This is a genomic window from Caballeronia sp. PC1 (assembly GCF_021353155.1).
Classification (GTDB): Bacteria; Pseudomonadota; Gammaproteobacteria; order Burkholderiales; family Burkholderiaceae; genus Caballeronia; species Caballeronia cordobensis.
The window spans coordinates 704,222-722,357 of the sequence record NZ_JAJUBH010000002.1 but is presented as its reverse complement, the minus strand read 5'-3'; the positions used below and the strand labels follow the sequence as shown (position 1 = coordinate 722,357).

The following is an 18,136-nucleotide window of genomic DNA, read 5'->3' as shown; positions in this document are numbered from 1 at the left end:
ACGGTTGCAGCGAGCGCGACGCCGGTTTCAAGCGTCGCAAACCATCTTAAAGCGGTTCGGCCGGATCGACAGCGGGGCGCGTCATTCCATCGCGGTGTGCTTGAGGTCGTAGTCCATCAGCACGGCGCGGTTGTCCTGCCACATGCCGATGTAATGAACCATGAAGCTGTCCGGCCGGCGGTAGACACACGGCGTATTCAGCTCGATGAAGCTGCGAATCTGCGCCGTGTCGAAGCCGGACTGCGCCTCGAAGGCGCGAATGAAGAAGTGCTGGTCGCCCTGGCTTGCGTAGACGTGCGACTTGTCGTCCACCTGCGCGCACTCGTTCATGATGTGCGCCAGCGCGTCGTAGTTTTCCTGATTGCGCTGAAAGCCCATGATGCCGGAGTTGAAACTCCACGTGCCGACGTCGCGCGCGAGCACCGTGTTGCGCTCGTGCGTGAGCGGTTCGAGCCGCCGGTTCATGTCGTTGATGAGCACGTCGGCGTCGAGCCAGAACACCCATTGATGATGCGGCAGATACTCGCGCAGCAAGGCGGCCTTGAACCAGTTGCCGGAGCTTTTGCCGTCGTTCAGTTGCGGTGGAATATCGCGATGCACGTACAGCGTATAGCCGTGACGCTCGCAATAGCGCCTGAAGTTGGCCTCGGCGATGCGCCCGTACCGCGCGATGTTCGGCGTGTACAGCATGACGAGCGCGATCGCGCGGCCCGGCTGCGAGACGCTGTGCGTGGCCGTTTCGCGCACGCCGTTATCGGGGAAGGAGAGATACGGCAGCCCGCGCGCGGTGCATTCGTTGATGTGCTCGAACGCGGCGGCGCGAAAACGCCGGTGGTGCTTTTCGTCGCGAAAACTGGCGGCGAACGCATTCCAGGTCGCCCAGACGCTTTCGAGATTGGCCGCCACCGGCGCGACGACACAGACGTCGCCGATGCGAAAGTGAGCCGGGCTGGCGTCGAACGCTTGCAGCAAGCCGGCTTCGTGCTCCGGCAATACGCATCCGTAGCGGCACGTGCCGAGGAGATCGGCAATCTGCTGGCGCACGGTCTCCGTATTGCGGAAGAGGAGCACGTCCGTCTGCGCATGCTCCGATTCGGTGCGCACGACGAGCCAGTCCCGGCCCGCCATCAGGAGCGGCAATTCCACCGGCTGAAGAATGGCGGCGTTTTCGTTCAGCAGCAGCACGATTTCATGCGGCGCGGCTTCGTGCAGGTAGTGCAGCAGCGTTTCGTATTTATAGACCCAGCGAACGCCCGGGTTGCTGCCGGACAGGTCCGACATATCGATCTCGACGTGGCGATACCCCTGCGCGCGGGCGTAGTGCCGATGATTGGCGAGCGCACCGGGCGCGTGGTCGAACAGAAGGCTGATGACGATCATGAAAGCGAAAACGAGAAGAAGCGACGGTGCGTCGCACGATGCGCTCGCGGACGGGCCGCGCGAGCTAAACCGTCTAGCATCGCTGCCGCACGCCCCGGTTCGCATCGGAGCTGTCTGAAATCTGATGGAAAGACGCGATTTCTCAAGCGCTCATAAAATGTGCGGATGATCCGAAAAGCCCGTTCCGCCGATGACCCCCTGCGCGGCTTCCATCCCGCCGTCGCGGGCTGGTTCCGCTCGCGCTTTGCCGCGCCGACCGCGGCGCAGGCGCGCGCGTGGCCGCTCGTGCACGCGCGCCGCTCGACGCTCGTCGCCGCGCCGACGGGCTCGGGCAAGACGCTCACGGCCTTTCTCGCCGCCATCGACGAACTCGTGCGCGACGGCATCGCGCTCGGCGGCGCGCTGCCGGACGAAACGCGCGTCGTCTATGTGTCGCCGCTGAAGGCGCTGTCGAACGACATCCACGTCAATCTGGAAGCGCCGCTCGCGGGCATCGCGCAGACCTTGCGCGAATCCGGCGTGGCCGCGCCCGAGATCCGCGCGGCCGTGCGCACCGGCGACACGACGCAGCAGGAACGCAACGCCGTGAAGAAGCGCCCGCCGCATATCCTCGTGACGACGCCGGAATCGCTTTACGTGCTGCTTTCGTCCGATTCGGGACGCGCGATGCTCTCGACCACACGCACCGTGATCGTCGACGAGATTCATGCGGTCGCGGGCAGCAAGCGCGGCTCGCACCTGAGCCTGTCGCTCGCGCGCCTCGATGCGCTGTGCGAGGACGCGGGCGGAGCGCGCCCGGTGCGCGTCGGCCTCTCGGCGACGCAAAAGCCGATCGAACTGGTCGCGAAGTTCCTCGTCGGGGAGCGCAACGCGTGCGAGATCGTCGATGTCGGTCATGCCCGCGCGCGCGATCTCGCCCTCGATATCCCGCCGATGCCGCTCGAAGCGATCATGTCCAACGACATGTGGGAGCGCGTCTACGACCGTCTCGCGGATTTGTCGGCGCAGCACCGGACGACGCTCGTGTTCGTCAACACGCGGCGCATGGCCGAGCGCGCCGCGCGGCATTTGACCGAGCGCCTCGGCAAAGAGGCGGTCGCGGCGCATCACGGCAGCCTCGCGCGCGAGCATCGGCTTGCGGCGGAGCAGCGCCTGAAGCGCGGCGAGTTGCGCGTGCTGATCGCCACGGCGTCGCTCGAACTGGGCATCGATATCGGCGACGTGGATCTCGTCTGCCAGATCGGCTCGCCCGGTTCGATCGGCGCGTTCCTGCAGCGCGTCGGGCGCTCGGGGCATCACGTCGGCGGCACGCCCAAAGGGCGGCTTTTTCCGACTTCGCGCGACGATCTGATCGAATGCGCGGCGCTGCTCGATTGCGTGCGGCGCGGCGAGCTCGACGCCCTCTCGATCCCGCACGCGCCGCTCGACGTGCTCGCGCAGCAGATCACCGCCGAAGTGGCGTGCCGCGAATGGAGCGAGGACGCGCTTTTCGAGCGCATCACGCAGGCGTATCCGTATGCGACGCTGGATCGCGCGCATTACGAGGCGGTGCTGCGCACGCTCGCGGAAGGCTACACCGGGCGGCAGGGCGTGCGCGCGGCCTACGTGCATCGCGATGCCGTGTCGCGCACCCTGCGAGGCCGGCGCGGCGGCAAGCTGACGGCGGTCACGTCGGGCGGCGCGATCCCCGACAACGCCGATTTCGCCGTGCTGCTCGAACCGCAGGGCTTGCAGATCGGCACGGTGAACGAGGATTTCGCCGTCGAGAGTCTCGCGGGCGACATCTTCCAGCTCGGCAATACGTCGTACCGCATCGTGCGCGTGGAAGGCGGACGCGTGCGCGTGGAAAACGCGAACGGGCAGCCGCCGAACATTCCGTTCTGGCTCGGCGAAGCGCCCGGCCGCAGCGACGAACTTTCGCACGCCATTGCGCGGCTGCGCGGCGAGATCGACGCGCGGCTCTCGCAAGGCAGTGCCGATACCGCGATCGCATGGCTCGCGGAAGAAACCGGCATCGACGAAGAAGCGGCGCGGCAGATCGTCGATTATCTGGCGCGCTCGCGCGCCGCGCTCACCATGCTGCCGACGCAGGACACGCTCGTCATGGAGCGCTTCTTCGATGAATCCGGCGGCACGCAACTCGTCATCCACGCGCCGTTCGGCAGCCGCGTGAATCGCGCGTGGGGCCTCGCGCTGCGCAAGCGCTTTTGCCGCACCTTCAACTTCGAGCTGCAGGCGGCGGCGACGGAAGACGCCATCGTGCTGTCGCTGACGGGCAGCCACAGCTTTGCGCTCGACGAGGTCTGGCGCTATCTGAAATCGGCGACGGCGGAGCATCTGCTGATTCAGGCGCTGCTCGACGCCCCGCTTTTCGGCGTGCGCTGGCGCTGGAACGCGACCAATGCGCTCGCGCTGCCGCGTTACGCAGGCGGGCGCAAGGTCGCGCCGCAGTTGCAGCGCATGAAAAGCGAGGACCTGCTCGCTGCGGTGTTCCCGGATCAGGTCGCGTGCGCCGAGAACATCGCCGGCGAGCGCGACGTGCCGGCGCATCCGCTCGTCGAGCAGACGATCGACGATTGCCTGCACGACGCCATGGATAGCGAAGCGTGGCTCTCGCTTCTGCGACGCATCGAAACGGGCGCCGTGCGGCTCGTCACGCGCGAGCTGCCTGCGCCGTCGCCGCTCGCGGCCGAGATTCTCTCGGCGCGGCCTTACGCGTTTCTCGACGACGCGCCGCTCGAAGAGCGCCGCACGCAGGCGGTGCTCGCCCGCCGCTGGACCGATGCGCAATCCGCGGACGATCTCGGCGCGCTCGATCCCGAAGCCATCGCGAGCGTGCGCGAGGAAGCGTGGCCGGACGTCACGAGCGCCGATGAAATGCACGAGGCGCTGACGACGCTCGCCTGCATCGCGGAAGCCGAAGCGCAACGCAATCCGCAGTGGCTCGCATGGCTGGACGGGCTCGCGCGTTCTGGCCGCGCAACGCGCCTGCAGATCGCGGAGCACGACGCGCTGTGGACGCCCGTCGAACGGCTCGCGTGCGTGCGCGCGGTCTACGAGCATGCGCCGATGCATCCGGCGCTGCGGCCGCCTCCCGGCTTCGACGACGCCTGGGCGCCCGACGATGCGCTCGTCGAGATCGTGCGCGCGCGGCTGTCGGGCGCGGGGCCGTCGAGCGTGCCGGACATCGCGCGTCCGCTCGCGCTGCCCGCCTCGGCGATCGCGCTGGCGCTGACGCGGCTCGAAGCGCAAGGCTATGTCATGCGCGGCCGCTTCACGCCGGGCGCCGGGACCGAAGAGTGGTGCGAGCGGCATTTGCTCGCGCGGATTCATCGCTATACCGTGCGGCGGCTGCGGCGCGAGATCGAGCCGGTCGAGCGGCAGGATTTCATGCGCTTTCTGCTCGAATGGCAGCGCGTCGCGCCCGATGCCCACGGCGAGGGCCGCGATGCGCTCGGCGCGGTGCTCGAACAGCTCGAAGGTTTCGAGGCGCCGGCGGTCGCGTGGGAAGACGAAATCCTGCCGGCGCGCATCGCGGATTATTCCGGCATGTGGCTCGACGAACTCTGCCGCGCCGGCAAGCTCGTCTGGACGCGTCCCGCGGGACGCTCGCGCGCGTCGGGCGGGCCGGTGCGCGGCACGCCCATCGTGCTGCTGCCGCGCCGTCATCTTGGCGCGTGGAACGCCTTGATGGCGCCCGACGAAGCGCCGCAGCTTTCATCGCGCGCCGATCGCGTGTTCGACGCGCTGAAAACGCACGGCGCGATGTTCTTCGACGAACTTCTCGCCGACGTGCGGCTGTTGCGCACCGAACTGGAAGACGCGCTCGGCGAACTGGTCGCGCTCGGCCTCGTCAACGCGGACAGCTTCGCGGGCTTGCGCGCGCTCCTCGCGCCAGCGGCGAAGCGCAACGCGTTCGCGCGCCGTCCGCGGCGCGGCGGCCTGTTCATCGGCGGAATGGACGATGCCGGTCGCTGGGCGCTCCTGCGCCGCGCGACACCCGGCGAAGCGCGCGACGACGACGATATCGAGCACGTCGCGCTGACGCTGTTACGGCGCTACGGTGTCGTGTTCTGGCGTCTGCTCGAACGCGAGGCCCAATGGCTGCCGCCGTGGCGCGATCTGCTGCGCGTCTATCACCGGCTCGAAGCGCGCGGCGAGATTCGCGGCGGGCGGTTCGTCGCGGGGCTCGCGGGCGAGCAGTTCGCGCTGCCCGACGCCGTGCCGCTTCTGCGCGACATGCGCAAGCGGCCGAAGGACGGCGCGCTCGTGGCGCTGTCGGCGGTCGATCCGCTCAATCTCGTCGGCACGCTTTTGCCGGGCGAGAAAGTGCCGGCGCTGGCGGGCAATCGTGTGCTGTATCTGGATGGCGTGCCGGTCGGCGCGGTCATCGCGGGCAAGACGCGCTATCTCGGGGAATTCGAAGGGGAAGGGCGCGAGCGCGTACGGCTGGCGCTGGTGAAGCGCAGCGCGCGTTCGCTCGGCGGTGCAGGCGCGGGAGCGAGCGTGGCGCTGCGCGATGAGCGGCGCGTCAGGTCTTCTTGACGAGCTTCGTCGTGAACGGTCCGCTCTGCGCGGCCGGCACGTCCTTTACCGGCACGCCCGGATAATCGACGACACGGTTCACGTTCGACGCCAGCCGGATGCGAAACGACGGACGCAAGCCGTCGCGCGCGCCGCCGACGATAGTGTTCATCGCCTGTCTGTCGAGCTCGACGCTGTCGGCGAGATCCCTGATTTTGATGACTGGCATGAGTGTTCCTCCATGATGGGGAGTCGACGTCTCCGATGAGTATAGGCAAACTGCCGTAAGCGTTCATCGGTCGGAAAAACGCCAATGGCGGCGAAAGGCGCGAGCCTTCTGCCGCAAGGACGTTTGCGAAATCGATGCGAGAGCCATGCCAGATCGCCGCGCCGCCGCACGCACATGCGCCAACGCGTTGATTTGCCGAAGTTTTCACCAACGCCGTCCACGTCACGCGAAACAAAGCGCCGAAGAATCTGCCGCTCGTGCGCCGACACTTCCCCTCGATGTGTCGGTCTCCGAACGACATGTGCGCGACGCCGCGCATGATCGAAAACGCCATTTGCACAAGCGCCATGCGAAGGCTAGTATCGACAGAGCACCGGGGGTTTGTTACGACAAGTGGATTGTCGATCGATTGGAGCCGCGTCGCGTCCCACAGATGACAAGTTTTGCGCAAGCGATTCGACTATATCGGGGCGACGGCGGGTCGCGCGACGAGTTCTTTGCCGGCGTGGACGGGGCGTTGGCGACCGAGCAGACTCCGCCGCAGCGGCTCATGGAGATCCTCGACGCGGAGCACGCGGCGCGGCCGTTGCCGCCCGATATCTATGCGGCTATCCGGCGGCGCATCGAGCACACCGCGCGCACGCGTCCCGACGCCGATTCCGCGACCGGCCCCGCCGGCCGTGACGAAACGCGCCTGCAGACCACGCCCGGCTTCTCGCCGCCGCCATCGGGCGATGCGAGCAGCGGCACCGGCGGCACCTTCGGCCAGGCGACTCAGGTGATCGTGGACCGCGATCAGCAGATGAAAGGCGTCGGCGACACGCTCAACAGCCGCTTCGTGCTGGAGGAGTGTCTCGGCATCGGCGGCATGGGCACCGTGTACAAGGCGCTCGATCTGCGCAAGCTGGAGGCGTCTGACCGGCGTCCGTATGTCGCGATCAAGGTGCTCAATCTCCAGTTTCGCGGCAATCCGAAATCGCTGATCGCTCTGCAGCGCGAGGCGCGCAAGGCGCAGCAGCTCGCGCACCGGAACATCGTCACCGTGTACGACTTCGACCGCGACGGCCAGGTCGTTTATCTGACGATGGAATATCTCTCCGGCCAGCCGCTCTCGCGGTTGCTTCGGAACCCGAATTTCAAGGGCATGCCCTTCGCCGAGGTTTTTCCGATCTTCAAGGGCATGGCCAATGCGCTCGCGTATGCGCACGAGCGCGGCTTCGTCCACTGCGACTTCAAGCCCGCCAACGTGTTCTTGACGGACACGTCGGAAGTAAAGGTCATCGATTTCGGCATTTCGCGCGTGATTCAACGTCCTGAAGAGGAATCCGAAGCCACCGTGTTCGATCCCGGCAGCCTCGGCGCGCTGACGCCCGCGTATGCGAGCCCGGAAATGCTGGAGCATCGCGAGCCCGATCCGCGCGACGATATTTACGCGCTCGCCTGTATCGCGTATGAACTGCTGACGGCGAAGCATCCATTCGAGCGCGTGCCCGCGTTGCAGGCGAAGAGCGCGGGCATGAAGCCGCAACGCCCCGAAAATCTCGGCAGCAAGCAGTGGAAGGCGCTGAAGGCCGCGCTGGCGTTCGAACGCGAGGCGAGAACGCCGAGCGTCGCGCAGTTTCTCGATGAAATCAGCGAGGAGCACGCCGCGACGCCGGCAGGCCGCAAGGCGAAGAAAAGCGCCGCGCCCAAGCTCGCGATCGGCGCGGCGGTGGTCGTGGCCGCGGCAATCGCGGGCGCGGGCTATTACTTCTACGAAGAGTCCAAGGGCGGCGAGCAGACCGCGCACGAAGCGCCGCCACCCTCATCCGAAGGCAGCGCAAGCGGCACGGTGACGCCGCATGCGCCCGGCGCCGTGCCGGCTTCCGCAGTGGTCGTCACGCCCGCCTTGCCCGCGACGCCCGTGCCCGAACTTACCGTGGCGGCCGTCACGCCCGTGCTGGCGAGCGTGCCGTGCTCGGCGCTGGTTGCGTCGGTGCACGATCAGACCGTGGACGTGCAAGGCTTCGTGTCGCAGAAATACGGCCTCGCGCGGCTCAAGGAAGCGCTCGGCCGCGTGCCCGGCGTGAAGACGACGAACTTCGGCGTGCAGCAGGTCGCCGACGACAAGTGCGATCTGCTCAAGGTGTTCGGCCCGTACTGGACGACCAACCGGCAATCGGGCCGGCCTGCGTCGGTGCATACGCGTTCGCGCGTGACGCGCCTGACCGAGGGCGATCCGCTCATCGTCGAACTGATGACGCCCGCGTTCGATTCCTACGTCAACGTCGATTACTACATGCTCGACGGCAGCGTCGTACATCTCGTCCCCAATGCGCGCTCGCGCGACAATCAGGCGCCGCCGAACTACACGGCGACCATCGGGACGATGGGCGACTGGGTCGTCGGCAAGCCGTTCGGCTCGGAGATGATCGTGCTGACCGTTGCGCCCGCGCCGCTCTTCGATGCGCCGCGCCCCGACAGCGAAGCGAAAACCGAATACCTGCGCGCCGTCGAGAAACGGCTGTCCGCGCTCGCGGGCAAGTACGGACAGGATCGCGTGGCCGTCGATATCTTCCAGATCACGACGCAGGCGAAGAAGTAAGCCCGGCTCAGGGCTTGGCCGCGGAGGCCAGCACGCAGGGCATCGGCACGAGCAGCTCGCCGTGCTGCGAATAGGCCATCACGCGCGCCTTCACTTCCTGTTCGATCGACGCGAGCGCGCTCTTCGATTGCGCGCGCAGCAGCGCCGCCATGCGCACTCCGCCATGCATCAGACCGTCGAACGGCGTTTCCGGCAGCACGAGATGCCAGGTCTGCTCGACTTCGTCGGCGCGCGCCGCGGCAAAGCCCGCCCCGGTGAGCACGCGCACGCACTCCTCGGGATCGCTGAAGCGGAAGAAAGGCGGCGAGGGTGGCAGACCGACATCGAGCTTGCCGTGAAGCTGGATCGCATCGAGCACCATGCCGAAGCCGACGGCGCGCTCGGGCGGCGTCCATGCGGTGAACGCGACGCGCCCGCCCCGCCGCAGCACGCGCGCGGCTTCTTCCAGCGCGCGTTCGGGTTCCGGGAAATGCAGCACGCCGAAGCTGATGCCGACTGCATCGAAACTTTCGGCATCGAAGGGCAGATGCTCGGCGCCCGCAATCTGAAATTCGACCTCGGGATGAAGCTGGCGCGCATGCGCGATCATCGATGCGGAGAAGTCGACGGCCGCCGCGGTCGCGCCACGCTCGATCGCTGCGGCGGCAAGATTGCCGGGCCCGGCGGCGACGTCGAGCATGCGCGTGCCGGGACCGACCTGAAGCGCATCGAGCAGCGCCGGATGCGACTGAACAGTAAGCCTTCCGAAATAATCCTCGTACGACTGGACGACATGCTCCCAGCCGTCCTTCTCGAACGCCGCGAAATCGTCGAATTGCATGACGCACCTCCGCCCGCCGCTCGCGCAGCCTGGGTCGTTGCCGGAGGCCGGGCCCCGCAAGCGCCGCGAGGCTAGGTCTTGGGCTTCTCGATAGAAGCTTTCAGCTCGTTCAGCGCGTCTTCCATGCGCTTGCTGACGAGCGCATAGGCTTCCGCCTGAGTCTGCTGGGTGGTGCGCGCGATGTCCTGCATATCGGCGAGAGCGTTGTGCAGCGCGCGTTGCACGACTTCGTTGGCGTTGAAGGGAGGCTGGGTCGACGTGGTGGCGAATTGTTTTGCGATGGATTCCAGATCGCCCAGGGTCCGGCGCAGGATTTCGAGCTGTTTGTCGCGCAGCGCTTCCATGCCGCCGAACGCGACGCGGTTGGTCGCCGCGAGCGCCTCGACGTCCTTGCGCCGCGACTCCATGATCGCGGTGACGTCGAACCCCGGAAGCTGGTACTGCTGGAACATGGCGGCGAACTGGCTGAACGGATCGCTGAAGTTTTGATTCATCGTGCCTCCCCAGGTTCTTTCGGTCGAATGCGAGCCACGCTTGCGGGCAAAAGGCGAGCCTGACCCGGCCGGTATGGGCCGCGCGCGAAACCATGCCAACGCGCGCGCGGCCGGCACCTGATACTACCAATATAAGCCGTGGATTTGGGGCAAGGGAAAACACCAGAACGACCGGTCTGGATTTGATGCAGGTCAAATCGCGGCGCACGGCCAGACCGACCATTGAAGCATGGCGGCGGCGCACGCGAGCACGCCGCCCGACCGTCGGGAGAACATCATGATCAGGGGTGAAGGGCGCATCGTCGCGGCTCTGGGCGCCGTGTTCCTCACGTTGGGCGGCATCCATGCGGCTTTGCGCGGCTTGCTGTTCGACGAGACGGCCGTGACCTACTACGGCGTGCTCGCGATTCTCATCGGGGCTGCGTCGTTCGTCGTGATGCTTACACCGCTGCCGAGCGACGAGCCCTGACGATTCCTGCACGCACGCGTCAGCTGTCCTCCTCGCCAGCGAATACGCCGTGTTCCGCCTTGATCTGCTCCCGGTCGATGCACTGGACGTGCCAGCGGCCGGTGGTCTTCACGCCTGCGCCGTCCGCATACCAGAGCACGCGTCCCGCAAGACCTTCGCGCGGCCCGTTGGGCGCGTCGAAATCAAGACGTTCGAGCACGCAGATGGGATCTTCGACGTGCTGTCCGCAGATCATCGTTCCGTTCGAGCCGGAGCGCAGTCCGCCCCAGTCAGGCACCTCCACCGCCTGGTGTCCCTCGCGCGACCAGCGGCGTGTTTCCTTGTCGAGCCACAGGATGGCGAACGCAGCGGATTGAGCGCCTTCGAAGCCATCCAGCTTGACCGTGATACGCATGTCATCCTCCATGAAGAATTCGATGGACCCGAGACGCTCAGCACGTATGCGCCGGCCATGAGCGTCGTCGATTGAATGGCGGCTTGCACCGCGCGTATTGTTAGGGCGTTACGGCGGCCAGTGACGGGCCGCGATGTCTGGTTCGAACTGCGTGCGGAAGATAAGTTTAATCGTGCCGCATGTAATGGGTTCCATCGCCGGTGCGTCCGTTATGCATGCCGTGATGACGTTCGGACCAGACAAGCAAGACGGATGCCGAATTACGTTTGTGGCGTAGGTTCGCTTCGTGCCTGCTTGTATGAAGTTTAGTACCACATTCTGACGGCTTGGCGACAAGTATCGGAGGCATTTCGACGCACGGATCGGGGAATCGCGCCGGATGAACGCAGTGCATCATCGGGTTCGAAGCCCGCTCGTGCAACGTGCATCGTGCACCACGACGGCTTTTCGTGCCTCACGGCATTGCACCGCAAGAAATCGAATTTTCTTTGCATCGAACAGGGGAAGCATCCATGCGAGCAATGGTCTTCGAGGGCGGCGCGCCGCGCCTGCAAGCGCGCGATCTGCCGGACCCGTCGCCGCGTGCGGGGGAATTGCTCATCGATGTCCATGCGTGCGGCGTGTGCCGCACCGATCTGCATGTCGTCGATGGGGAACTCGCTCACCCGAAGCGGCCCGTGATTCCCGGGCATGAAATCGTCGGGACGGTCGCGCGGCTCGGCGCGGGCGTGAGCGGGTTTTCGCCCGGCGAGCGGGTGGGCGTGCCGTGGCTCGGGTCCACGTGCGGACATTGCCGCTATTGCGCGACGGGCCGCGAGAATCTTTGCGATACGCCGGGTTTCACGGGCTATACGATCGACGGCGGCTACGCGGAGCGCGTCGTTGCGGATGCGCGCTATTGCCTGCACCTGCCGGATCGCTATTCGGACGTGGAAGCGGCCCCGCTGCTGTGCGCGGGACTCATCGGCTATCGCACGCTCGCGATGGCGGGCGACGCGCAGCGCATCGGCATCTATGGTTTCGGCGCTGCGGCGCATATCGTGGCGCAGGTTGCGCGGCATCAGGGGCGTGCGGTCTATGCGTTCACGCGTCCGGGCGATTTCGCCGCGCAGAAGCTTGCGCTCGATCTGAATGCGCGTTGGGCGGGTGGCAGCGACGAAGCGCCGCCCGAGGAGCTCGATGCCGCCCTCATCTTCGCGCCAGCCGGTGCGCTTGTGCCCGCGGCGCTCAGAGCGGTGGCGAAGGGCGGGGCCGTGGTGTGCGGCGGCATCCACATGAGTGATATTCCTTCGTTTTCTTATGATCTGCTGTGGGGGGAGCGGCGTGTGGTGTCGGTCGCGAATCTCACGCGTGAGGATGGGCGGGCGTTTATGCGCATCGCGGGGGAGGTTCATCTCGATTTGCATACGACGTGCTATGCGCTCGATGATGCTAATGCTGCGCTTGATGATCTGCGCGATGGCAGGGTGACGGGGGCGGCGGTGTTGGGCGTTTCGTTGAGAACTTGAGTTCGTGTTGGTTTATTAGCACTGCCCCTCCCCGGGGCGGGGGTAACTTTCTTTGCTGCTGCAAAGAAAGTCACCAAAGAAAGCAGCTTTCCCCATCCAAAGTGCTTCATGCCGGCCGCGGCACAGGCGATTGGCTGAATGGCCCCCGGAGTAGCGAGTGCCCTCATCGCCGGGCCGGGCTTGGATCGCGCACGGTCCGTCTCATCGCAGCGCATGACTTGTTGGCTCAGCCCTCGCTAGCTCCGGCCCCGCTGCGCGGCCGCAGGGTCGTTCGGGACTTCAGTGGTGGGCGAGCATCGCGCGGTCGACTATGCGTACCTGACGCCCGTTCAGGCCGATCGCGCCTTCGCGTTGCAGCTTCGAGAGCATGCGGCTCACGGTTTCCAGTTCGAGTCCGAGATAGCTGCCGATATCCGCGCGCGTCATCGGGAGGAGCAGTTCGGATGCCGCGCCTGCTTCGAGCCGCTCCGAGAAATCGAGCAGGAAGGCGGCGACGCGCTCGCGCGCGGGCATCGTGCCAAGCAGCAAAGCGAGACGCGACGCGCGCACGATTTCCGCACTCATAATCGCGAGCAGTTCATGCTGCATTGCAGCGTATTCGCGGCACAGCGGTTCGAGAATGCCCACCGGCATGATGCGTACGACGCTCGTTTCGAGCGCGACGGCGTCGCTCTCATGACGGCTCGTGCACACGCCGTCGAGGCCGAGCGTTTCATTGGCGAAGTGAAAGCCGGTGACTTGCGTGTGCGGGGCGCTATCGTCGTCGGTGCTGGGATAGGTCGCCACGGTCTTGAAGCAGCCACTTTGCACGGTGTACAGGCTTCGCAGCGGTTCGCCCGCGCAATACAGCGCGTCGCCGCGCTCGACGGTGCGCGTCGGAAATGGAATGGCGTCGGCGTCCGAGAGACGGACGTTCAAGGTCGGCGCGCTTTCCCGCACCCCGCGCCTGAGCGAAGCGCCTGAGTCGATTGACGGTTCCATGAGGTTTCCTCCTACAGACCAGTATGGTTCACGGATGGAGGAAAGGAAAATCCGTCTCGCTAGCGCGCGGCGTCGCCCGAAAGCGGCAGCACAATGCACGATTGCGCGCCGCCGCCTTCGCGCGCGCGCAGTTCGAGCGTGCCGCCGTGCAGCCGCGCGATGCGCTCGACGATCGCAAGGCCGAGTCCCGTGCCCTTCGGCTGGCCTTCGCCGCCGCCGCGCTTGAACGGCTGCTTGAGCGCTTCCGGGTCCTGGCCGCCGAGGCCCTTGCCGCGATCCGCGATCACGACGCACGCGGTGTTCGCCTGCCGGTCGGTCCACGTGCGCACCTCCAGTCCGACGACGCCGTACAGCACCGCGTTCTGCATCAGATTCATGAGCATGCGCATCATGCTGATCGGACGAAACGGAAACGGTTCGATCTCGCCGAGATCGAGGGCGAATTCGTGTCCGAGTCCGGCGAAATCGGCTGCGAGGTTGGCGACCAGCGCGTTGAGATCGCCGACGACGGGCGTCTCTTTCGCGCCGCTGCCCGCGTAATCCATGAACTGCTGAAGAATCGTGTCGATGGTGTCCAGATAGCCTTCCGCCGATGCCGCGAACGCCGCGTCCGTCGACGGGACGGAGGACATCGCCATCGCGAGGCGCAGCTTGGTCATCGGGGTGCGGATGTCGTGCGAGACGCCCGCGAGCATCAGCGCGCGCGTGGCTTCGGCTTCCTTCAACGCGGCCGTCATGCGATTGAACGCGCCGCTGACCTGCGCGATCTCGGTCGGGCCGTCGGTCGGGAGGACGCCCGGCTCGCCGCCCGCCGAGACGAGCCGCGCGGCGTCGGCGAGATCGGCGAGCGGGCGATTCAGGTGGCGCTGGATCAGGTAGGCCGTCGCGAACGCGAGCGCGCCCAGTCCGAGCGACAGCAAAAGCGCGGTGGCGAGGCCGTCGTCGTGCGCGGCCTCGGGCACCGGCAGCGCGAGCCAGCGCGGTTCGCCCGACAGATGCGCGCGTATCCACAGACGCTGCTGGCCGTCGTCGGACGTGTCGCTGCCTTGCCAGCGCACCAGCATGTCCGCGGGCAGATGGCGCCGCAGACTCTCGACGAAGGTCCGCCGCCAATATGACTGATAGAAGCGTAGCCGCGATTCCGGCGGCGTCGCGCTCGCGCCGGCGGGCAGATCGGCGCGCAAATCGAGCTGCGGGGTGACGGTTTTCACGGTGCTAGGCGGCGTGGTTTTGAGCAGCGTGTCGAGCGTGACGATATAGCTCGCGAACGCGCCCGCCGCCCGCTCGATGCGCGGCGTCTGGATGAAGTGCAGCAGTGCGGAGATCGCGCAAATCTGGCTCACCGCGACCAGCGCGACGAGCAGCAGCACGTTGCGCGCGAAAAGAGAGCGCGGCGCGAGGCTCACGATTCGACTTCGGCGAGCAGCATGTAGCCCACGCCCCACACGGTCTTGATGAAGCGCGGCTTGCCCGGATCTTCCTCGACGATCTGCCGCAGCCGCAGCACCTGCACGTCGATGCTCCGGTCGAGCGCGTCGTGGTCGCGGCCGCGCGTGCGGGCGATGAGGTTGTCGCGGCTCACCGCGCGGTTCGGCGACGATCCGAGCGCGCCCAGCAATTGCATCTGCGCCGAATGAATCTCGAACGGCTCGTCCTTCCGATACAGCTTCTGCTTGCTCAGGTCGAGACGGAAATCGCCGAAGCGGATGATCTGCTGCGTATGCGTCGGATCGCCCGCGGCGATCTTCTGGCGGCGCAGCAACGCGCGCACGCGTGCGACGAGTTCCTGCGGCAGAAAGGGCTTGGCGAGGTAATCGTCCGCGCCGGTTTCGAGGCCGACGACCTTGTCGACGGGATCGCCTTTGGCGGTGAGCATCAGAATCGGCAGCGTCTGGCCCTCGGCGCGCAGGCGCTTGCAGACGGAGAGGCCGTCTTCCGGCTCCATCATCCAGTCGAGCACCAGCAGATCGAAAGGTTCGCGCTGAAGGTACCGGTCGAGCCGCTTGCCGTTCTCGACCACGCGCACCTCGAAACCCTGCGAACTCAGAAAACGCTGCAGCATGTTGCGCAGTTCGGCCTCGTCGTCGAGCACGATGATTTTCGGCAGGGTGTCCATGGGGTCTCCGGATCAGCGTTGCGCGGCGTGCTCGCGCATGAAGGCTTCGATCTGCGGCAGGGTGACGTAGCCGTTCTTTTGCGTGTCGATTTCGTCGAAGTGCTTCGCCACCATCGGCATGCCCGTCGATGCCTGTTCGCGGGTGAGCTTGCCGTCGTGCGTCGTGTTGGCGCTCGAGAAGCGGGTTTGCAACTGGCCGAGCGCGTGCTCGACGCGCGGGCTCGCGCCCATCGGCTGAGTGGCGGTTTGCGCGAACGCGACGCCCGGGGCGACGCACCCCGCGCATAGGGCAAGGATGACGAGGATCTTTCGCATGGCGCTCTCCCTGATTCGATTCGAATGATCGTGAAACGGTAATGCCATTCTATTGAGCCGCGTGGCGAACGCAATCTCGGGGATGCGATGAATCGTGTCGCCGCATTTCATCGAGATTTTGCCGACATCGTTTGAAATAAGTTAGGCCTCACGCTGCCCGTGGCGCTTCGCTATCGTTGTCATCGCCGGCTCATGAGCGATTCGCGCTCCGCCGAAATGACCACCTTGCGAGGCATGAGGACATCACCATGAATATTCGTTTGCTCAGCGTTTCCGCCGTTGCCGCCATCAGCCTGACTTGCGCGAAGACCGCGTCGGCTGGAACGAGCGTGCAGGTTTCTTATGTCGCGCCCGCGATCGTCTATGCGCCGCCGCGCCCCGTGTATTACTACGCGCCGCCGCCCAGGCCGACTTACTACTACATGCCCGCGCGCACCGTGGTGGTCGAACCGGTCGTCGCGCCCGTGGCTGTTGCTGTGCCGCCGCCGAGGCCGCCGGTGGTGGCCGTATCCGCCTATGCCCCCGCGCCGGCGGTCCGCGTGATGTATGCGCAGCCGGTGCTCGCGGCGCCCGTCGTCGTGGTGCGCTGAACGACGCCGCTCGCGCGTGGCAAGAGCATAGTGCATCGCGGGCGCTTTGAATGCGTCATGCAAAGCGCAAGATGCAAAGCGCAAGATGCAAAGCGCGGTGAGCTTGGGCGCTGCCTTCTATACTGGATGAACCGCATCGGCCGACGCGCCGATGCGCCGGCGAGCCCGGCGCGGCGCGCCGTTTCATGGCGTTCCAACAGGAGGATCCGAGCCATGCTATTCATCGTCAACTGGACGGCGCAACCCAACGTCGAAAGACAGGCGGCCGAGCGATTCCTGCAAACGCGCGGCGCGCCGCCGGACGGCATCCATCTGCTGGGACGCTGGCACGCGATCGGCTCCATCTGGGGCATCGCCGTGTGCGAATGCGACGACCTGGATCCGCTCGCGCGCTGGGCGCACGAATGGGCCGATCTCTTCATGTTCGACATCAAGCCGGCGATCACCGACGAGCAGGTCGGCCGAATGCTCGCCGATTACGCCGAGCGGCAATAGCCGGGCAGCGGCGCGATTCATCGTACGAACACGCGGCATCGGCTTAGGGTTTGCGTGGCTTGCAGCGCGGAGCACGATGCCTCAACATTGCAAACGTACTAGTTAGTTCAAATTTGAGTGCTGTCCGCGGTCCCCGTGTTCTGAAGGATGGCGCCGTCAAGGAGCGAAGTGTGACCCAATCCCCAACGAAAGAACCCTGCGTCATATCGGTTGCCATTACCGGCTCGGTGCCGCGCAAGAAGGACAACCCCGCCGTGCCGATCACGATTGCGGAGCAGATCGAGAGCACGCACGAGGCGTATGAAGCGGGCGCGACGCTCGTCCATCTGCACGTGCGCGACGAAGACGAGCGTTCGAGTTCTGACCGTCATCGCTTTGCGGAATTGCAGGAAGGCATTCGCAAACATTGTCCGGACATCATCATCCAGTTCTCGACGGGCGGGCGCGGGCGTTCCTTCGAGCAGCGCGGCGCGATGCTGGATCTGAAGCCCGACATGGCATCGCTTGCCACGGGTTCGGTCAATTTTCCGACGATCGTCTACGAGAATCCGCCCGATTTCGTGCGCTCGCTCGCGCAGACGATGCTCGATCACAACGTGAAACCCGAGATCGAAATCTTCGATCTGGCGATGCTCTATAACACCGTCGATCTCGTGAATCAGGGCTTGCTCAAGTCGCCGGTGCATGTGCAATTCGTGCTCGGCGTGAAGAATGCGTTGCCCGCGCGGCTGGAGATTCTGGAGTTCGAGGTCGAGCAGTTGAAGAAGAATCTGCCCGATGCGACGTGGACGGCCGCGGGCATCGGTCGCCATCAACTCGAAGTGAATCACTGGACGTTGCAGTTGGGCGGACATTGCCGCACAGGGCTCGAGGACAATGTGCGCTGGGACAAGGACACGCTCGCGAAGAGCAACGCGCAACTGGTGAGCCGCGTGGCGTCGCTGTGCGCGGAGTACGGGCGGCCGGTGGCGACGGCGAAGGAAGCGAGGAAGTTGTTGTCGCTTTGAGGTAGAGGGTGTTGAACGAGGCGCGCTGGCGGGGGACCGCAGCGCGCTTTTTTGTTTGTGGCCTGTGAGCGATCTAGAAAGCGTTTGGTTTTCGTGAAATACCCTGGAGTCGTCTGAATCAGGTGTCGTTTTACTGCTTATAGGCCGTATAAAAATATATTTAATTGCGTTGTGTCTGTTTATTAGGATATCTAATGTTATTTTATCGATAATTTTAAGAGTTTTTGAAT

16 protein-coding genes are annotated in these 18,136 nt (G+C 65.6%); 7 read left to right on the top strand and 9 right to left on the bottom strand.

Going from position 1 to position 18,136, the window contains the following annotated elements; translation table 11 throughout:
- Window positions 1–81: 81 nt before the first annotated feature.
- A complete protein-coding gene (locus LY284_RS19140) occupies window positions 82–1,380 on the bottom strand; it encodes a hypothetical protein (protein WP_233387626.1) in 1,299 nt (432 codons plus the stop codon).
- 165 nt (window positions 1,381–1,545) lie between these two features.
- Here LY284_RS19140 and LY284_RS19135 point away from each other — a divergent pair, with 165 nt between their 5' ends.
- On the top strand, window positions 1,546–5,925 hold the full coding sequence (locus LY284_RS19135) for a DEAD/DEAH box helicase (protein WP_233387625.1): 4,380 nt from the start codon (window positions 1,546–1,548) through the stop codon (window positions 5,923–5,925).
- Here LY284_RS19135 and LY284_RS19130 read toward each other — a convergent pair.
- Complete coding sequence (locus LY284_RS19130; RefSeq protein WP_014250928.1) at window positions 5,912–6,133, bottom strand: hypothetical protein; 222 nt, start codon at window positions 6,131–6,133, stop codon at window positions 5,912–5,914. The genes LY284_RS19135 and LY284_RS19130 overlap by 14 nt on opposite strands.
- 433 nt (window positions 6,134–6,566) lie before the next feature.
- On the opposite strand from LY284_RS19130, the gene LY284_RS19125 reads away from it, so the two are divergent.
- Window positions 6,567–8,717 (top strand): serine/threonine protein kinase, encoded by a 2,151-nt coding sequence (locus LY284_RS19125; protein ID WP_233387624.1) that lies wholly within the window; start codon window positions 6,567–6,569, stop codon window positions 8,715–8,717.
- 7 nt (window positions 8,718–8,724) lie between these two features.
- On the opposite strand, the gene LY284_RS19120 is transcribed toward LY284_RS19125, so the two are convergent.
- Window positions 8,725–9,537 carry a class I SAM-dependent methyltransferase gene (locus LY284_RS19120; protein WP_014250926.1) on the bottom strand — a complete coding sequence of 271 codons (813 nt, stop codon included), beginning with the start codon at window positions 9,535–9,537 and terminating at the stop codon, window positions 8,725–8,727.
- 71 nt (window positions 9,538–9,608) lie between these two features.
- Window positions 9,609–10,148, bottom strand: coding sequence for a phasin family protein (locus LY284_RS39055; RefSeq protein ID WP_232355443.1), 540 nt, complete (start codon window positions 10,146–10,148; stop codon window positions 9,609–9,611).
- A gap of 160 nt (window positions 10,149–10,308) precedes the next feature.
- Between LY284_RS39055 and LY284_RS19110 the strand changes: the two genes are divergently transcribed.
- The gene (locus LY284_RS19110) at window positions 10,309–10,500 is read left to right on the top strand and encodes a DUF2964 family protein (RefSeq protein ID WP_014250924.1); all 192 of its coding nucleotides are present in this window, start codon (window positions 10,309–10,311) and stop codon (window positions 10,498–10,500) included.
- 19 nt (window positions 10,501–10,519) lie between these two features.
- Here LY284_RS19110 and LY284_RS19105 read toward each other — a convergent pair whose 3' ends face one another.
- The gene (locus LY284_RS19105; protein ID WP_041732201.1) at window positions 10,520–10,894 is read right to left on the bottom strand and encodes a DUF3564 family protein; all 375 of its coding nucleotides are present in this window, start codon (window positions 10,892–10,894) and stop codon (window positions 10,520–10,522) included.
- Between the two features lie 512 nt (window positions 10,895–11,406).
- On the opposite strand from LY284_RS19105, the gene LY284_RS19100 reads away from it, so the two are divergent.
- A complete protein-coding gene (locus tag LY284_RS19100) occupies window positions 11,407–12,402 on the top strand; it encodes a zinc-dependent alcohol dehydrogenase family protein (RefSeq protein ID WP_233387623.1) in 996 nt (331 codons plus the stop codon).
- 279 nt (window positions 12,403–12,681) lie between these two features.
- On the opposite strand, the gene LY284_RS19095 is transcribed toward LY284_RS19100, so the two are convergent.
- From LY284_RS19095 to LY284_RS19080, 4 genes are read right to left on the bottom strand one after another with little or no spacing between them, the layout of a single operon-like run.
- Window positions 12,682–13,383, bottom strand: coding sequence for a helix-turn-helix domain-containing protein (locus LY284_RS19095; protein WP_233387622.1), 702 nt, complete (start codon window positions 13,381–13,383; stop codon window positions 12,682–12,684).
- 59 nt (window positions 13,384–13,442) lie between these two features.
- Window positions 13,443–14,789 carry an ATP-binding protein gene (locus LY284_RS19090; protein WP_233387621.1) on the bottom strand — a complete coding sequence of 449 codons (1,347 nt, stop codon included), beginning with the start codon at window positions 14,787–14,789 and terminating at the stop codon, window positions 13,443–13,445.
- Complete coding sequence (locus LY284_RS19085) at window positions 14,786–15,499, bottom strand: response regulator (RefSeq protein ID WP_014250919.1); 714 nt, start codon at window positions 15,497–15,499, stop codon at window positions 14,786–14,788. The genes LY284_RS19090 and LY284_RS19085 overlap by 4 nt, the downstream gene beginning before the upstream one ends.
- A 12-nt stretch (window positions 15,500–15,511) precedes the next feature.
- A complete protein-coding gene (locus LY284_RS19080) occupies window positions 15,512–15,814 on the bottom strand; it encodes an EF-hand domain-containing protein (protein ID WP_233387620.1) in 303 nt (100 codons plus the stop codon).
- A 248-nt stretch (window positions 15,815–16,062) separates the two neighbouring features.
- On the opposite strand from LY284_RS19080, the gene LY284_RS19075 reads away from it, so the two are divergent.
- From LY284_RS19075 to LY284_RS19065, 3 genes are all read left to right on the top strand, one after another.
- The gene (locus LY284_RS19075; RefSeq protein ID WP_233387619.1) at window positions 16,063–16,404 is read left to right on the top strand and encodes a hypothetical protein; all 342 of its coding nucleotides are present in this window, start codon (window positions 16,063–16,065) and stop codon (window positions 16,402–16,404) included.
- 213 nt (window positions 16,405–16,617) lie between these two features.
- Complete coding sequence (locus LY284_RS19070; protein ID WP_014250916.1) at window positions 16,618–16,899, top strand: DUF3303 domain-containing protein; 282 nt, start codon at window positions 16,618–16,620, stop codon at window positions 16,897–16,899.
- Between the two features lie 170 nt (window positions 16,900–17,069).
- Window positions 17,070–17,906 carry a 3-keto-5-aminohexanoate cleavage protein gene (locus LY284_RS19065; protein ID WP_014250915.1) on the top strand — a complete coding sequence of 279 codons (837 nt, stop codon included), beginning with the start codon at window positions 17,070–17,072 and terminating at the stop codon, window positions 17,904–17,906.
- The last annotated feature ends 230 nt before the right edge of the window (window positions 17,907–18,136 follow it).

Excerpts from the sequence above, each read along its gene's own strand:
- LY284_RS19095 (WP_233387622.1), bottom strand. The coding sequence starts at position 13,383 with ATGGAACCGTCAATCGACTCAGGCGCTTCGCTCAGGCGCGGGGTGCGG.
- LY284_RS19140 (WP_233387626.1), bottom strand. The coding sequence starts at position 1,380 with ATGATCGTCATCAGCCTTCTGTTCGACCACGCGCCCGGTGCGCTCGCC.
- LY284_RS19120 (WP_014250926.1), bottom strand. The coding sequence starts at position 9,537 with ATGCAATTCGACGATTTCGCGGCGTTCGAGAAGGACGGCTGGGAGCAT.
- LY284_RS19110 (WP_014250924.1), top strand. The coding sequence starts at position 10,309 with ATGATCAGGGGTGAAGGGCGCATCGTCGCGGCTCTGGGCGCCGTGTTC.
- LY284_RS19075 (WP_233387619.1), top strand. The coding sequence starts at position 16,063 with ATGAATATTCGTTTGCTCAGCGTTTCCGCCGTTGCCGCCATCAGCCTG.
- LY284_RS19100 (WP_233387623.1), top strand. The coding sequence starts at position 11,407 with ATGCGAGCAATGGTCTTCGAGGGCGGCGCGCCGCGCCTGCAAGCGCGC.
- LY284_RS19130 (WP_014250928.1), bottom strand. The coding sequence starts at position 6,133 with ATGCCAGTCATCAAAATCAGGGATCTCGCCGACAGCGTCGAGCTCGAC.
- LY284_RS19105 (WP_041732201.1), bottom strand. The coding sequence starts at position 10,894 with ATGCGTATCACGGTCAAGCTGGATGGCTTCGAAGGCGCTCAATCCGCT.
- LY284_RS19125 (WP_233387624.1), top strand. The coding sequence starts at position 6,567 with ATGACAAGTTTTGCGCAAGCGATTCGACTATATCGGGGCGACGGCGGG.
- LY284_RS19070 (WP_014250916.1), top strand. The coding sequence starts at position 16,618 with ATGCTATTCATCGTCAACTGGACGGCGCAACCCAACGTCGAAAGACAG.
- LY284_RS19085 (WP_014250919.1), bottom strand. The coding sequence starts at position 15,499 with ATGGACACCCTGCCGAAAATCATCGTGCTCGACGACGAGGCCGAACTG.
- LY284_RS19135 (WP_233387625.1), top strand. The coding sequence starts at position 1,546 with ATGATCCGAAAAGCCCGTTCCGCCGATGACCCCCTGCGCGGCTTCCAT.
- LY284_RS19080 (WP_233387620.1), bottom strand. The coding sequence starts at position 15,814 with ATGCGAAAGATCCTCGTCATCCTTGCCCTATGCGCGGGGTGCGTCGCC.